At 71.9% G+C, this 15,283-nt stretch carries 11 protein-coding genes; 4 read left to right on the plus strand and 7 right to left on the minus strand.

The window, feature by feature from the left end; translation table 11 throughout:
* Positions 1-173 precede the first annotated feature (173 nt).
* Positions 174-551 (minus strand): hypothetical protein, encoded by a 378-nt coding sequence (locus tag VFW71_02195; GenBank protein HEU5001574.1) that lies wholly within the window; start codon positions 549-551, stop codon positions 174-176.
* 118 nt (positions 552-669) lie between these two features.
* Positions 670-2,103 carry an NADH-ubiquinone oxidoreductase-F iron-sulfur binding region domain-containing protein gene (locus VFW71_02200; protein ID HEU5001575.1) on the minus strand — a complete coding sequence of 478 codons (1,434 nt, stop codon included), beginning with the start codon at positions 2,101-2,103 and terminating at the stop codon, positions 670-672.
* A 193-nt stretch (positions 2,104-2,296) separates the two neighbouring features.
* On the opposite strand from VFW71_02200, the gene VFW71_02205 reads away from it, so the two are divergent.
* Positions 2,297-3,805, plus strand: a complete 1,509-nt coding sequence (locus VFW71_02205; protein HEU5001576.1) for an NAD(P)-binding domain-containing protein — start codon at positions 2,297-2,299, stop codon at positions 3,803-3,805.
* Here VFW71_02205 and VFW71_02210 read toward each other — a convergent pair.
* From VFW71_02210 to VFW71_02230, 5 genes are all read right to left on the minus strand, one after another.
* Positions 3,695-4,945: an alpha/beta hydrolase gene (locus VFW71_02210; GenBank protein ID HEU5001577.1), complete on the minus strand. Its 1,251-nt coding sequence runs from the start codon at positions 4,943-4,945 to the stop codon at positions 3,695-3,697. The genes VFW71_02205 and VFW71_02210 overlap by 111 nt on opposite strands.
* 268 nt (positions 4,946-5,213) lie before the next feature.
* On the minus strand, positions 5,214-5,834 hold the full coding sequence (locus VFW71_02215) for an LON peptidase substrate-binding domain-containing protein (GenBank protein ID HEU5001578.1): 621 nt from the start codon (positions 5,832-5,834) through the stop codon (positions 5,214-5,216).
* Between the two features lie 421 nt (positions 5,835-6,255).
* Complete coding sequence (locus tag VFW71_02220) at positions 6,256-7,245, minus strand: zinc-binding dehydrogenase (protein HEU5001579.1); 990 nt, start codon at positions 7,243-7,245, stop codon at positions 6,256-6,258.
* Positions 7,246-7,293: 48 nt separating this feature from the next.
* Positions 7,294-8,046, minus strand: a complete 753-nt coding sequence (locus VFW71_02225; GenBank protein ID HEU5001580.1) for a hypothetical protein — start codon at positions 8,044-8,046, stop codon at positions 7,294-7,296.
* A gap of 41 nt (positions 8,047-8,087) precedes the next feature.
* Positions 8,088-8,459, minus strand: coding sequence for a hypothetical protein (locus tag VFW71_02230; protein ID HEU5001581.1), 372 nt, complete (start codon positions 8,457-8,459; stop codon positions 8,088-8,090).
* A 190-nt stretch (positions 8,460-8,649) separates the two neighbouring features.
* Here VFW71_02230 and glgX point away from each other — a divergent pair, with 190 nt between their 5' ends.
* Genes glgX through treZ form a run of 3 tightly spaced genes read left to right on the plus strand, consistent with a single transcriptional unit; the run spans position 8,650 to position 15,229 of the window.
* A complete protein-coding gene (gene glgX / locus VFW71_02235) occupies positions 8,650-10,791 on the plus strand; it encodes a glycogen debranching protein GlgX (GenBank protein ID HEU5001582.1) in 2,142 nt (713 codons plus the stop codon).
* Positions 10,788-13,478, plus strand: a complete 2,691-nt coding sequence (gene treY, locus VFW71_02240; protein HEU5001583.1) for a malto-oligosyltrehalose synthase — start codon at positions 10,788-10,790, stop codon at positions 13,476-13,478. Before glgX ends, treY begins: the two co-directional genes overlap by 4 nt.
* Positions 13,475-15,229, plus strand: a complete 1,755-nt coding sequence (gene treZ, locus VFW71_02245) for a malto-oligosyltrehalose trehalohydrolase (GenBank protein ID HEU5001584.1) — start codon at positions 13,475-13,477, stop codon at positions 15,227-15,229. The genes treY and treZ overlap by 4 nt, the downstream gene beginning before the upstream one ends.
* The last annotated feature ends 54 nt before the right edge of the window (positions 15,230-15,283 follow it).

A 15,283-nucleotide genomic window follows, 5' to 3' on the forward strand; every position in this document is an offset into this window, starting at 1 on the left:
CGGTAGCGGTGGACATCGATGCCGGTGTAAACCTTCATCTGGGCCTCCTCCCCCGAGCTCGAGCTGCGTACAACCGTGGAGCCTACGAAGCTCCCTGAGCAGGGGGTCGAGGCCCGACCCTCATATCCTCAAATGTCCCCCGAACGATGTGGGCGGCGGCCCGGTTTCGAGGCTCAGAGCTCCGCTTCGTTGGCCGTGGGCAGGGCAGAGGCCTCCAGGGGCTCGCCCAGCAGCTCCTCGGTTTCCTCCCGCATGCTTGCGACGTCCGCCTCGACGGCCGTTGTCGGCGGAGGCGTTTCCCGCGACGATGGTGACATCTCCGGGGCTTCGCCCAGGAGGGCCGCGTCTTCCCGCCGCCACTCGGCGACCTGCTGCTCGGCGACGTCGAGGTTCACTGACGGGACAGCTTCGGCATCGGCCCCCGAAGCGGCCTGCACGGAGTCCTCGGCAGCCGGCTCCGCCTGGGTTTGGCCCCCCGCAGCGCTTTCCGCCAGATCCTGCTCGTCCGCGACGTCGTCGGTACGGCCTTCGGCCTGCGTCTGTTCCGTCATGGCCCGCTCCCTCTCTAGGGCTGCCTGTGGACGCTACGTATGTAGGAGTACCCAGTTCGAGGGCCTTGTTGTCCCGACTGGCCCGTGGGAGACCGCTGGTCTGGGGCCCACCGCAGATCTACGGGATGATCGGCTGGTCGTCGTAGGTCCAGTCGGAGCGCTTGTGCGAGTAGTGGTCGTCGAAGGTGAACTCGCCGGTTGCCTCGTTGAAGTCCACCAGCTTCGGGATCTGGAGCTCCCGGGTGAACGGGCAGCCCCCGTACTCGATGTGGGCCTCGACCTCCCCGACGAAGATGCGCAGAATGCTTTGCACCACCACCGACTCGGCCTGAGGCACGTAGCAGCGGTTGCCGTCGGTCACCCGGTTGCACGCCGCCAGCGCCTCCCGCACGAGGCCCTGGGTCCCGGTGCCGGCCTCGAGGGCCCGCAGCCGCTCGGTGATCAGGAGGGACTGGGTCTTGCAGGGCACACACTGGCCGCAGGACTCGACGTGCAGGAAGTTGGAGAACAGCACCGCCGCCTTCATCATGCAGGCGGTGTCGTCGTAGACCATCCAGCTCCCCGAACCCAGGCCGGAGCCGACGGCGGCGATCGAGTCGTAGTCCATCGGGGTGTCGAAGAACGAGGGCACGAGCACCGGGTTGGAGACGCCGGGCACCAGGGCCTTGAACTCCCGGCCGGGCAGGGGGCCGCCGCACACGTCGTAGAGCAGGTCGTGAGTGGAGATGCCGAGCGGCAGTTCGTACACGCCCGGGCGCACGAGGTCGCCCACCATGGTGAAGATCATGGTGCCGGGCGAGCGGTCGGTGCCCAGCGAGCGGAACCACTCCGGGCCGTTGCGCAGGATGCCGGGGATGTTGGAGAAGGTCTCGACGTTGTTGACCAGCGCCGGGTAGGGGTGCTCGGGGTCGGCCAGGATGCCCTGCATGTACGTGGGCAGGATGCGGGGCATCGGGTCGCGGTTCTCGATGACCTCCAGCAGGCCCCGCTCCTCACCGAAGAGGTACTCGTCCGGTCCGAGGCGCAGCTCGATGGGCACCGAGCCCAGCATGTCGGCTTCCTTCATCTCCTTCAGGGCCCGCTCCATGGCTTTGACCTGCGGGTGGAACCGGCGCTTCAGGGCGACGAAGGCGGCGCTGGCCCCGGTGGCATAGGCACCGATGGCCACGCCCTCGAAGATCTGGTACGGGTTGCGGGCCATGAGGAGGCGGTCCTTCCAGGTGGCCGGCTCGCCCTCGGCGCCGTTGCAGCACAGGTACTTGGTGGTGGCGGGGTCCGCCCGCATCGACCCCCACTTGACCCCGGTGGGGAACCCGGCACCGCCCCGGCCCCGGAGCCCGGAGCGGCGCACCATGTCGATGATCTCCGCCTGCGGCACCGCCAGCGCGATCTCCAGGGCGTCGCCGCCACCCAGGGAGATGTACTCGTCCAGCGACTCGATCGGCCGCTCCGGCAGGACCCGGTTGCAGATGACATAGGGTGTGACCTGCTCCGGGTAGGGCTCGCCGAGATGCGGTGCGGCGGTTGCTGTCGCTTGCGGTGCATCGGCCACGGGGCACGACCTCCTGTTGCGGCTTGGGCTGGCGTTGACGGTAGATTGGTGGCACGCAGGCCAGGTGACGCGGTGATCCCTGCAGGGTAGTCCACTCGGCGCCGCCGGAGGGTTCGCCGGCGGCCGTCTACGGCCTGCGCGCGGGCGGGCGCGGGCCTGAGTCACCATCGTAGCGCTGGCAGAAAGGAACCCGGTGCTGGACGCTGCGGCGGCGCGGGAGGCCGACGTCATCGTGGTGGGGGCCGGCCCCACCGGCATCGCGGCCCTGTTCGAGGCCCGCCGGCTGGGGCTCTCCGCCGTGGGCCTGGAGGCCGGGAGCAGCCCGGCGGCGTCGATCCGGGACTACCTGAGTGGCCTGGTGCTCATCTCCCGCCCCACCGACTACGAGGTGGCCGGCCTTCCGCTGGACTGCCGGGACCCCAACCAGCTCACCCGGGAGGACGTGTTGCACTACCTGGGGCGGGTGGTGAACTACGGTGCCCTGGACATCCGGGAGGGCGAGCCGGTGCGCTCCCTGACGCCGGCCCCGGGCCCGGGCGAGTGGGTGCTGGTGGAGACTCCGTCGGGCACCTGGCAGGCCCGCCACGTGGTGGTCACCACCTGGTACCGCAGCCGGCCGCCCCCCCCGGGGCTGGTGAACCCGGACGCCGGGGTGCGGGTGATCACCGCCCTGCACGACGGGGTCGAGGTGGCGGGCCGGGAGACGGTGGTGGTGGGGGGCGGCCTCTCCGCCTTCGAGCACGCCACGGCGGTGATGCTGCACGGCCAGCGCGTCACCATCGTGTCCCGCCACCGCCTGCCGGCGGCGTTCCGCACGCCGCACTTCGAGACCCTGCTCGCCGTGACCGGCTCCGAGGTGGTGGAGCACGCCGCCGAGCTCCGCCTCGGTGAGCGCGGCCTGGAGTTCCGGTGGGGGATCGATGCCGCGCTGCGCCGCGTGCCGTGCGAGTGCCTCGTCCTGTGCCTGGGCCACGAGGTGGACCCCGCCGTGCAGGAGATGCTCACGAAGGCCGGCGTGCTGACCCCCGAAGAGGTCGAGCAGGTGCGGGCCTCGCCGACCCCGGACACCATGATCCGTCACGGCCGCCCCCTGCAGGAGGCCATCGCCGCCGCCCTGGCAGCCTGGCCGGACTTCCGTACGAAGCTCATCGGCGGGGTGGGCGGCATCCGCCTGGCCGGTGGGGGGCTGCACATCGGCGGCGCCCACTCGGGCGTGCGGGTGTCGATGCGCACCGCGGTGCTGGCGGTGCGGGACGCCGCCGGCGTGCCCCCCGGCCCCGAGCTGGGCGCCGGGCTGCCGCTGCCGATGGCCATGGCCCGCTTCGTGCAGATGCCGCCCGAGGAGGCGACGCCCGAGGTGCTCGGCCCGATCCGGCCGCTGCGGATCGCGGCCTGGTCGCGCACTGCGATGGCGCTGCGCAGCCGGGACAACTTTGAGGCCAGCCCGCAGCCGGTGCCCGGCCGCCCGGTGGCCGCAGGGCAGTCGCCCTACCTGCTGGCCCCGCACCCCGACGACCCGGTCATCGGCCAGATCCTGGCGCTGGCCGACGGCAGCCACTCGGTGGCCGACCTGCGGGAGCACCTCGGCCGGTCAGTCGAAGTCCGGCGCCTCCTCGGGGCCTTGCGGTACCTCTGGCAGAACAACGCCCTCACCTGGCTCCCGCCGGTCGCCGGCCCGCCTCGACCCGGCCAGGGCGGGTGAGGCCAGGAAGGCGCTGAGGGCGGCGGCGCACCGGGCCCGGTCCACCACCCAGGAGTCGAGGTGGTCGCCCGCGGTGCGGACATAGGTGACGAGATCGCTGCGGGCGGCGGCCAGCCGGTCGGAGGGGCCGACGGGGACGGTGGCGTCGGCTTCGCCATGGATCAGCAGCGCCGGAACGCCGAGGTGGTCCGCCAGGCGCACCTGGTCGAACAGGTCCCAGTCCACCCCCACCCGCAGGCGTGCCAGCCGCTTGGCGGCGACGGTGAGGGCGGGCGGCAGGTGGCGCTGGGCGGCGGCTAGGACCAGGGTCTCGTGCCAGTCCAGCACGGGTGAGTCCAGGACCAGGCCGGCGATGAGCCCGGCCAGCGAGGAGCGACGCAGGAACTGGAAGGCGATGGCCCCGCCCATCGAATCGGCCACCAGGACGACCCGTTCGGCACCGTGGCGGCGGGCGTAGCGCACCGCAGCTTCCAGGTCCTCCCACTCGGTGTCGCCCAGGTGGTAGAGGCCATCGGGTGACGCCGGGGCGCCGACGTCGTTGCGGTAGGTGGTGATCAGCGTGGTGGCACCGGCGGCGTGCAGCTCGGGCAGCATGCGCAGCATGGCGACCCGCCCGTGGCCCCGGCCGTGGACCGCCACCGTCCAGAGTGGCGGGCCGTCCGGCTCCCCGTCCGAGCCGGCGGGCACCAGCCAGGCAGCCATCGGGCCGAGCACGCCGGGGACCTCCACCTCCTCGTAGGTGAGCCCGTAGGCGGTGGCCGGGGTGCCCTCCACGGCATGGCGTTTGATGCGGGTCCGGGTACCCACGGTGAGCTCGACCCCGCAGCGGGCGGTGAGCGCCCGGCGGGCGCCCAGCGAGGTCTCTGCCACCACCGGCCCGAGTTGGCCGTAGCCACCCAGCCATTGCAGCGTGGCCGCCCCGGCCTCCGTGGTCGCCTCGGTGGCGGGCAGCGTGACGCAGTACGGGTCGAGGGCCAGGACCTTCAGCCCGTAGGGGTCGCCTGCCCGGGCCGGGTCGAGAAGCTCGCTGGAGAAGTACCAGGCGGCCCCGAGGAATCCGAGGGCGCCCGCCCCCGCCCCGGCGACGAGGCCAACGGTGGTCCGGCGGGCGATGTGCTGGAGGCGCTCGGGCGTCGGCATCGCCCTCACCTTACCGACTGGGCTGGGTCGACTCCACCGGATCGATGGCGGGCCCCGAACCTGAGTGCATCGTGCAACTCAAGGCACGGATTCTGAGCCGTCGCTGTTTCGAGCGGGTAGCCCCTAGGTTCGGGTAGGTTCGGGCCACCGCCAGGTCCAGTTCGCCGGCCTGGTGCACGTTTCACCGCGCATTGTGCGGTCAGTCATGGGCAAAGGAGGGAAGAGGGCGAATACCGGATCCCTGGCCAGCTCCACCTGACGGCCCCGCTCAGTCCTTCGTCACATGCCCGTTCGCCGCCGCCCGGCGGGCGATCTCCCGGCCCCGCAGATCCTCGGTCACCGGGCCGGTGAGGGCCTCGGTGAGAAGGCGGACCCGGTCGCGCTCCGAGCGGCTTGCCAGCAGCTCCTGCTTGAGGGCGGGCGGTAGCTCGACCACGGCGGCGATGGCGAAGGCGAGGGCCTCGTCGTCCGAGGGCAGCGGCGACGCGGCGGGGTCGGCGCCGATCTGCACCAGGAGGCGGTCGAATGCCTGCCGGCAGCGGGCGGCCTCGTCCGGGGTCGCCGGGTCGGGGAGGTCCTCGAAGTCCTCCACCCGCCCGGTGATGAACGAGCGCCCGGCGGTGAGCTCGACCAGGTGGAACCGGCGGCCGCCGGCCACCACGATGTCGAAGGTGCCGTCGGGGTGGCGGGTCAGCACCTCGGTGACGGCGGCCCGGGTGCCCACGGGGCCGATCTGGTCGCCATGGCTGCGGATGAAGCCGAAGGGTTGCGAGCGCTCGAGGCACTCGCCGATGAGCTCGCGGTAGCGGGGCTCGAAGATATGGAGCGGGAGGCGCTCGCCGGGCACCAGGACGGTGCCGAGAGGGAACAGACCGAGCGTCTCGGTCACGGGGAACACCCGCCGGGTGGGGCCTGCTGCACCTGTTGCGGCCGGCGCACGGCCCCACCAACGAGCGAGCGACGAGGCGGACTGCGCACGGGGAAAAGCGCCCCTTCAGGCACGATGGGGAACGTTACGGCCGCACGAAGAGTTGTCCGCGTGCTGTTACTGGTCCTTGCTCTTGAACGTCAGCCCGATGGTCGCGATGACTGCGACGACTACCAGGATGATGAACCAGTAATTGTGCGCGAGGTTGCCATACACCATTGACGCCATCCAGTGCTCACCTCCCCCCTCGTCGAGTACTACGACACGCCCGGCCGTGTTTCCGGTCCAGAGCCCCCATGTGCCGCGTCCGCTTGCCCGTTGGTCTCCCTAAGACACGCTGACTATACAAGAGGGCGGGGGGCATCGGCTGCACCGTCCCGGCTCAGGCCGGAGGCGGCTCGGCCACCCGCATGACGATCTTCCCGAAGACGTCACCGGCCAGTAGCCGGGCGAGGCCGGTGTGGGCTTCGGCCAGCGGCAGGACCGAGTCGATGACCGGCCGGACGCCGGTGGCCGCCAGGAAGGAGAGCAGGGCCGCCAGCTCGCCCGACGAGCCCATTGTGGAGCCGACCACCCGCAGCTGGCGGTAGAAGATCCGCCGGAGGTCGGCGGGCGGGTCCGGGCCACTGGTGGCACCGATGGACACCAGCGTGCCACCGGGCAGGAGCGCCTTTAGCGAGTGCTCCCACGTCGCTTCGCCGACCGAATCCAGCACGGCGTGCACCCGGTCGGGCAGCCGGGCGCCGCTCTCGAAGGAGTGGTGGGCACCGATCTGCACGGCCCGCCCGGCCCGCTCGGGCGTGGGGCTGGTGACCCACACGGTGAGCCCGGCGGCCCGGCCGAGCACGATGGCGGCGGTGGCCACGCCGCCCCCCGCCCCCTGGATCAGGACCCGGTCGCCGGGGCGCAGCCCCGCCTTCACGAACAGCGCCCGGTAGGCGGTGAGGTAGCAGGTGGGCAGGCAGGCGGCCTCGTCGAAGCTCAGGCCCTCAGGCTTGGGCAGCAGGTTGCGGGCCGGGACGGCCACCCACTGGGCCAGGGTGCCATCGTGGCGCTCGGACAGCAGGGAGAAGTCGGGGGCGAGTGTCTCGTCCGGGGAGCCGCCGGGCGCCGGGGTGGCGATCACCGCGTGCACCACCACGGGTGCCCCGTCGGGCCCGAGCCCGGCGGCGTCGCACCCCAGCACGACGGGGAGCCGGCCGGGGTCGACGCCCACCCCCCGCAGGGTCCAGAGGTCGTGGTGGTTGAGGGAGGCGGACAGCACCCGCACCGTGACCCAGCCGGGCGGCGGGTCCGGGTTGGGATGGTCCCCGAGCCGGAGGCCGGACAGCGGGTCGCCGGCGCTGGAGGAGGCGGCGAGGGCGGCGAGCATGGCAGGCACCTTCCCACACCTGCCGGCGGGACGGCATCGCCGGGAGGGCTACAGCGCCTTCAGGTCGGCCCTGACCTTCTGGGCGCCGGTCCGGGCGGTGACGAAGTCGCTGCGCGCCTGGCCCATGTCGGTGCGGGCCTGGGTGAGCACCGGCTGGGCGGCGGCCCAGTTGTTGTCCGCCAACGGGAGCACCATGGCGGGCACCGGGGCGGCGGCGTTGAGCCCGGCGGTGATGGCGGCGTTGAGGGCGCCCTCGTCCGCCTGGGCCTGGGTGACGTCCTTGCCCTTGGCCTTCGCCCGGTCGATGTCGGCCTGCAGCCGGGAGGACAGGTCCTGGAGCCTCGCGACGGCGTGGGCAGCGGTGTCGGCGGCGATGGTCAGGTGGATCTTGGGCTCCTGGATGATGTACCAGTGGAACTGCGCCACGATGCTCTTGCAGTCGGCCCGCAGCGTGGCGAGGTCGCTGTCCCCGGCGATCTTCTCGCCCAGGGCGCTCAGCCCGGTCTGCTCAGCCGCGATCTGGCCCTGCAGCTTGGAGCGGTCCGAGCCGGTCAGGTACTGGTTGTCCTTCACCACCGCGGTGGCCGTGGTGATGCTGGCGAGGCGGTTGTTGACCGCGGTCTCGCAGCGCTGCTTCAGGGTGTTCAGGGTGGTGCCGGCGGTGCCCGGGACCACCGTGGAGGTGGTCGGGGTGGAGCTGGTACCGGTGGCACCGCTGGCGAACGCCGGGCCGGCGAAACCGATCAACAGACCGCCGGCGACGGCCATGACGCCGAAGCGCCTGACGAAGGTGGTGCCCATCGCAGATCTCCTCTCGTTGCTGGTTGGGGGCTGGTGGTGGGTTAGTTGGAGGGGACGTCGTTCTCGCCCTGGCCGCTGGCCTGGTCGGCGGTGGAGAGCTCGGTGTTGAGCTGCGCCAGGTCCTGGGCGATCGCCGCGTCGTCCTGGGTCTCGGCGGTCTGGTCCTGGGTGGTGCTGTCGGGGCTGGACTGCGCTCCCGCCGCCCCGCTGCCTGCGCCCGCGGCCGGGGACGGGGGAGGTACTGCCGGCACCGCGGTCGGCGCGCCCGCCGCCGGGGTGGCTCCGGAGTCGGCCCTCGCCGGTGCCGGAGGGGTGGTGTTGGCCGCCCGGGTGCCTGCAGTGCACCCGGCTGACAGCACGGCGGCGCCCACCAGCACGCCGGCCCTCCAGATCCAGCTTCCGGTCTTGGCCATGTGCCACTCCTTTCGCGGGAAGCTCGGTGCTTCCATACGAGGAAGCGCCCAGAGCACCTCGGCGGATACGGCGGGTACGGTGAAAGCTCTGTGAAATGCAGGTGCGTTCGGCGTGAAGGCGGGTATGACAAGGGCGGCCGCCTGACGGGGGGCCCGCCCGGCGCGCCGAAGAAACGATGGGAGGACGCAGTTGACCGACACCAACCGGCCTGACATCCAGGTGTGGCCCGGGCAGCCCCTGCCCCTCGGCGCCTCCTTTGACGGGGCCGGGACCAATTTCTCGTTGTTCTCCGAGGTCGCCGAGAAAGTCGAGCTGTGTCTCTTCGACGAGGAGGGCGCCGAGACGTGCGTGGTCCTCCCCGAGCGCACCGGCTCCTGGCGCCACGGCTACCTGCCGGCGGTGCGGCCCGGCCAGCGCTACGGCTACCGGGTCCACGGGCCCTACTTCCCGGCTGAGGGCCTGCGATGCAACCCCGCCAAGCTCCTGCTCGACCCCTACGCCAAGGCGGTCGAGGGTTCGGTTGAGTGGTGCCAGGCCGTCTTCCCCTACCGCTGGGGGCCGGGCGACGACCGCGACGACGTCGCCGAGGAGTCCGATTCGGCACCCTTCGTGCCCAAGAGCGTGGTGATCAACCCGTTCTTCGACTGGTCCACCGACCGGCGCCCGAACCGCCCGCTGCACGAGACGGTGGTCTACGAGACCCACGTGAAGGGCCTGACGATGCGCCATCCGGACGTGCCGCCCGAGCAGCGGGGGACCTATGCCGGGCTGGCCTCGCCGGTGATCATCGACTACCTCACCCGCCTGGGTGTCACCGCGGTGGAGCTGATGCCGGTGCACCAGTTCATCCACGACCACCGCCTGGTGGCGCAGGGACTGCGGAACTACTGGGGGTACAACTCGATCGGGTACCTGGCCCCGCACAACGAGTACTGCGCCGGCCCGCACGACGGCGAGCAGGTCCAGGAGTTCAAGTTCATGGTCAAGACGCTGCACGAGGCAGGCCTCGAGGTGATCCTCGACGTGGTCTACAACCACACCGCCGAGGGCAACCACCTGGGGCCGATGCTGTCGTTCCGGGGGATCGACAACGCCGCCTACTACCGCCTGGTCGCCGACAACCGCCGGTACTGCATGGACTACACCGGCACCGGCAACAGCTTGAACATGCGCCATCCCTCCGTGCTGCAGCTGATCATGGACAGCCTGCGCTACTGGGTGCTGGAGATGCACGTCGACGGGTTCCGCTTCGACCTGGCGGCGACCCTGGCCCGGGAGCTGCACGACGTGGACCGCCTGTCGGCGTTCTTCGACCTGATCCAGCAGGACCCGGTCATCAGCCAGGTCAAGCTGATCGCCGAGCCGTGGGACGTGGGGGAGGGCGGCTACCAGGTAGGCAACTTCCCGACATTGTGGTCGGAGTGGAACGGCCAGTACCGTGACTGCATGCGGGATTTCTGGCGGGCCCAGCCGCAGTCCCTGGGTGAGTTCGCCAACCGGCTGACCGGCAGCTCCGACCTGTACGAGGGCGAGGGCCGGCGGCCGTACGCCAGCGTCAACTTCGTCACCGCCCACGACGGCTTCACGCTGGCGGACCTGGTCTCCTACAACGAGAAGCACAACATGGCCAACCAGGAGGACAACCAGGATGGCTCGGACGACAACCGGTCCTGGAACTGCGGGGTGGAGGGTCCGACCGACGACCCCGAGGTCCTGGAGCTGCGCGCCCGCCAGCAGCGCAACTTCCTGGCGACGCTGCTGCTCTCCCAGGGCATCCCCATGGTGCTGGGCGGCGATGAGATCGGGCGGACCCAGGATGGCAACAACAACGCCTACTGCCAGGACGACGACATCTCCTGGTACGACTGGGAGGCGGCCGGGGAGGCCGCCAACACCGAGCTGGAGGAGTTCACCCGCCGGGTGATCGCGCTGCGGGCGCAGCACCCGGTCTTCCACCGCCGGCGCTGGTTCCAGGGCCGGCCGATCCACGGCAGCGCCGTCCGGGACATCGTGTGGTACCGCCCCGACGGCATCGAGATGTCCGACGACGACTGGAACGCGTCCTGGGCGTCCTCGGTGGCCCTCCGACTGGACGGCGAGGGGATCTCCGAGCCCGACGCGCGCGGCGAGCGGGTGCACGACGATACGTTCTTCCTGCTGGTCAACGGCCACTACGAGCCGCTGTCGTTCACCCTGCCCGAGGGGGAGTGGACGCCGGTGCTGGACACCGCCCTGCCTCTCGGGGGCATGGATGACGAGTGGGACGCCGTGAGCGGGGAGCGCAAGGTGGCCGGGCGCAGCATGGTGGTGCTGCGGGGTGCTCCTGCATGACGCACCTGCGGGCGACGTACCGGCTACAGCTCCGGCCCGAATTCGGCTTCGAGGACGCCGCCGCAGTCGTCTCGTACCTGGCTGAGCTCGGGGTGTCCCATGTCTACACCTCGCCCCTCCTGCAGGCCGCTCCGGGGAGCACCCACGGCTACGACGTCGTCGACTACGGCTGGGTCTCGGAGGAGTTGGGGGGCTCCGCCGGGCTGGCCGGCCTGGAAGGCGCCGTGGCCGGGAGCGGGATGGGGATGGTCATCGACATCGTCCCGAACCACATGGCCACCGGGCCGGAGAACGCCTGGTGGTGGGATGTCCTGGAGAACGGCCCCGCCAGCCGGTACGCCTGCTGGTTCGACATCGACTGGCACGGCCCCGAGACCCGGCTGCACAACAAGGTGCTGCTGCCCATCCTCGAAAGCCACTACGGGCGCGTGCTGGAGGCCGGCAAGATCTCCGTGGTCCGCACCGGCGCGGTGTTCCAGGTGCACTGCCCGGGCCACCCGCTGCCGGTGACCCCCGAGTCGCTGGACCTGCTCCTGCTGCTGGCGGCGATCACCTCAGGCTCCGGGGAGCTGGAGAGCATCGCCGCGGCCCTGGGTCGCCTGCCGCCGGGCACCGCTACCGACCCGGAGGCCGTGCGCGAGCGGTCCCGGGACGCCGAGGTCCTGCTGGGGTCGCTGGCCCGGCTGCTGGACGACCGGCCCGCCGTGGCGGCCGCGGTGGACGCCGCCCTGGCGCTCTTGAACGCCGACCCCGACACCCTCGATGTCTTCCTGGAGCGGCAGAACTACCGCCTGGCCTACTGGCGTACCGCCGGCCGGGACCTGCCCTACCGGCGCTTCTTCGACATCAACACCCTGGTGGGGCTCAACATGGAGCGGGAGGAGGTCTTCGCCGCCACCCACGCCCTCATCGGCCGGTGGCTGGATGAGGGCCGGCTGGACGGTGTGCGCGTGGACCACCCGGACGGTCTGCGGGATCCTGAGGGGTACCTCGGGCGCCTGCGGGAGAAGGCGCCTGCGGGCTGGATCGTGGTCGAGAAGATCCTGGAGCAGACCCCGGAGGGCGAGGAGGCCCTGCGGGCCTCCTGGCCGGCCGACGGCACCACCGGCTACGAGTTCCTCAACCGGGTCAACGGCCTGTTCGTCGACCCGGCGGGCGAGCCGGCGCTGAGCGACCTGTACCTGGAGTTCAGCGGCGAGGTGCGCGACTTCGGTGAGGTCGCCCTCGCCTCGAAGCACGACGCCATGTCGAGCGTGCTGGCCAGCGACATCAACCGCCTGACCGAGCTCATGGTGCAGGTGTGCGAGCGCCACCGGCGCTACCGGGACTACACCCGCCACGAGCTACACGAGGCGCTGCGGGAGTTCCTCGCCTGCCTGCCGGTCTACCGCACCTACGTCGATGCCGACCGGGACCGGCTGGCACCCGAGGACCGGTCGGTGGTCCTGGCCGCCGCCGAGCGCGCCCGGGCCCGGCGCAGCGACCTCGACCCCGAGCTGTTCGAGTTCCTCACCGCGGTCCTGACGCTGGTCCTGCGCGGCCCGCAGGAGACCGAGCTGGTCATGCGCCTGCAGCAGATCTCGGCGGCGGTGATGGCCAAGGGCGTCGAGGACACCGCGTTCTACCGCTACCACCGGCTGGTGTCCCTGAATGAGGTGGGCGGGTCCCCGGAACACTTCGGCGGCGACGTGGCGTCGTTCCATCGTGCCTGCCGGCGGGCTGCCGAGCGGTGGCCCCGGGCGATGCTGACCCTGGCCACCCACGACACCAAGCGGGGCCCGGACGTGCGCGCCCGGCTCAACGTGCTCTCCGAAATTCCCGACGCCTGGGCGGGGGCGGTCATCGAGTGGATGAAGCACAACGACCGCCACCGGTCGCCTCAGGGGGCAGCAGTATGGCCCGACCACAACCTCGAGTACCTGCTCTACCAGACGCTGGTGGGAGCGTGGCCGCTCTCCGGGGACCGGGCGCTGGCCTACCTGCAGAAGGCGGCGAAGGAGGCCAAGGAGCACACGTCGTGGACCGATCCCAACCCCGAGTACGACGCCGGCCTGGAACATTTCGTACGCGAAGTACTGCGCGACGAGTGGTTCCTCCGGGAGCTGGAAGCCTTCGTGGGGCAGGTCCGCGGGCCGGGCTGGGTGAACGGCCTGGCGCAGATGCTGGTCCTGCTTACCGCCCCGGGGGTCCCCGATCTGTACCAGGGCACCGAGCTCTGGGACCTGAGCCTGGTGGACCCCGACAACCGGCGCCCGGTCGACTACCCGCTGCGGGTCCGGATGCTGCAGCGCCTGGAGTCCGTACCGGCCGGGGGGCTGTGGGCCGAGGTGGAGTCGGGGCTGCCCAAGCTGGCGGTGGTCAGGGCGGCGCTGGACGTGCGGCGGCGGTTCCCGGCTGCCTTCGAGGGGTCCTATGAGCCGCTGGCGTCCGAGGGGGAAGCGGCTTCCCACGTGGTGGCATTCTGCCGGGGTGGGGAAGTGGTGACCGCCGTCCCGCGTCTGGTCATGGGCGTGCTGGGCGGGCGCGACGGCTGGGGCCTGCGCCCCGGCCCCGCCTGGCGCACCGCGCTGATCCTGCCGCCGGGCAGGTTCCGGGAGGCGATCTCGGGGCGGGTCTTCGAAGGGGGTGCCGCCCTGGGCGACCTGTGGGCCCACCTGCCGGTGGCGCTGCTGACCCGGGAATCGTGACCCGCTTCGCCGTCTGGGCGCCCCAGGCCCGTGAGGGAGTGGCGCTCGTGGCCGGGGGCCGCCCGGTGCCGATGGCGCCCGCCGCGGGGGGCTGGTACGCCCTGGAGGTGCCGGCCGGGGCGGGATCGGGGACCGAGTACCGCTTTGCGCTCGACGGCGGCCCTCCGCTGGCCGACCCCCGCTCGCCGTGGCAACCGCACGGCATCGACGGCCCCTCCCGGGCGGTGGACCACTCGGCGCACACCTGGACGGACGCCGGCTGGCGGGGTGCCACCATGGCGTGGCTGTCGGGCGGGGCCATCTATGAGCTCCATGTCGGCACCTTCACGCCCGAGGGGACCTTCGAGGCCGCCATCGCCCACCTGGACCACCTGGTGGCGCTGGGCGTCCGGGCGGTGGAGCTGATGCCGGTGGCGGAGTTCTCCGGGGACCACGGCTGGGGCTACGACGGCGTGTTCCTCTTCGCCCCGCACCACGCCTACGGGGGCCCCGAAGGACTGAAGCGCCTGGTGGATGCCTGCCACCGGGCGGGCCTGGCGGTGCTGATCGACGTCGTCTACAACCACCTCGGGCCCGCGGGCAACGTCCTGGCGCAGTTCGGGCCGTACTTCACCGACCGGTACGCCACCCCCTGGGGCTCGGCCGTGAACCTCGACGGGCCGGGCAGCGACGAGGTCCGGCGCTTCTTCATCGACAACGTGCTCATGTGGTTGCGGGACTACCACGCCGACGGGCTGCGGATCGACGCGGTCCACGCCATCGTCGACACCTCCGCGGTGCACCTGCTGGAGGAGATGGCCGGAGCCGTGGCGGGCCTGGAGGGCGAGGTCGGCCGTTCCCTGGTGCTGATCGCCGAGAGTGACCTCAACGACCCCCGCGTCGTCCGCCCCGAGGCCCTGGGCGGCTACGGCTTGGACGGCGTGTGGAACGAGGACTTCCACCACGCCCTGCACGCCGCCCTCACCGGCGAGCAGGCGGGCTACTACCAGGACTTCGGGCCGCTGAGCGACGTCTGTGCCTGCCTGGAGCGGGGGGCGGTGTATGACGGGCGTGTCTCGCGGTTCCGGGGCCGGCGCCACGGGCGGCCCTTCGACGGGGTGGCGGGGCGCTCCTTCGTGGGGTTCGTGCAGAACCACGACCAGGTGGGCAACCGGGCGGTGGGGGACCGGCTGGCCGCCCTGGTGCCCATCGGGCGCCTGAAGATCGCCGCCGCCCTCGTGGTGCTCTCGCCCTTCGTGCCCATGGTGTTCATGGGCGAGGAGTGGGGGGCCTCGACGCCGTTCCAGTACTTCACCGACCACCGGGACCCCGAGCTGGGCGCCGCGGTCTCCTCCGGCCGGCGCCGGGAGTTCGCCGCCTTCGCCGGTATGTCCCCCGACGAGATCCCCGACCCGCAGGACCCGGCCACCTTCGAGCGCTCCAAGCTGCGCTGGGCCGAGCTGGGCGAGCCGGCGCACGGCCAGCTGCTGACGTGGCACCGCAGCCTCCTGGAGCTGCGCCGCAGCCTGCCCGACCTGGCGGGCGGGCCGTTGTCCGCCGTCGAAGCGTCATGCCGGGACGATGCCGAGGAGCGCTGGATCCGCATGCGCCGGGGTGCGGTGGAGGTGGCGGCGAACCTCGGGCCCGCGCTGGTGGAGCTGCCGGTGCCCGGCCAGGGCCGGCTGGCGCTGGTGTCGGCGCCCGGGATCTCGCTGGTGCAGGGGCGCCTGTCCCTGCCACCGGATACGGTGGCCGTGGTGGTGGGGACGTGAGGTCACGTTCTTCGTGACGCTGGCTGCCGGCAGGCGCTGACGACCGATCGCCGG

It is taken from the genome of Actinomycetota bacterium (genome assembly GCA_035765775.1).
In the GTDB taxonomy this organism is placed as follows: domain Bacteria; phylum Actinomycetota; class CADDZG01; order JAHWKV01; family JAOPZY01; genus DASTWV01.

Coding starts and splice junctions, on each gene's coding strand:
- VFW71_02195 (HEU5001574.1), bottom strand. CDS start 551: ATGACGGAACAGACGCAGGCCGAAGGCCGTACCGACGACGTCGCGGAC.
- treY (HEU5001583.1), top strand. CDS start 10,788: ATGACGCACCTGCGGGCGACGTACCGGCTACAGCTCCGGCCCGAATTC.
- VFW71_02220 (HEU5001579.1), bottom strand. CDS start 7,245: ATGCTCGCCGCCCTCGCCGCCTCCTCCAGCGCCGGCGACCCGCTGTCC.
- VFW71_02210 (HEU5001577.1), bottom strand. CDS start 4,945: ATGCCGACGCCCGAGCGCCTCCAGCACATCGCCCGCCGGACCACCGTT.
- VFW71_02230 (HEU5001581.1), bottom strand. CDS start 8,459: ATGGCCAAGACCGGAAGCTGGATCTGGAGGGCCGGCGTGCTGGTGGGC.
- VFW71_02225 (HEU5001580.1), bottom strand. CDS start 8,046: ATGGGCACCACCTTCGTCAGGCGCTTCGGCGTCATGGCCGTCGCCGGC.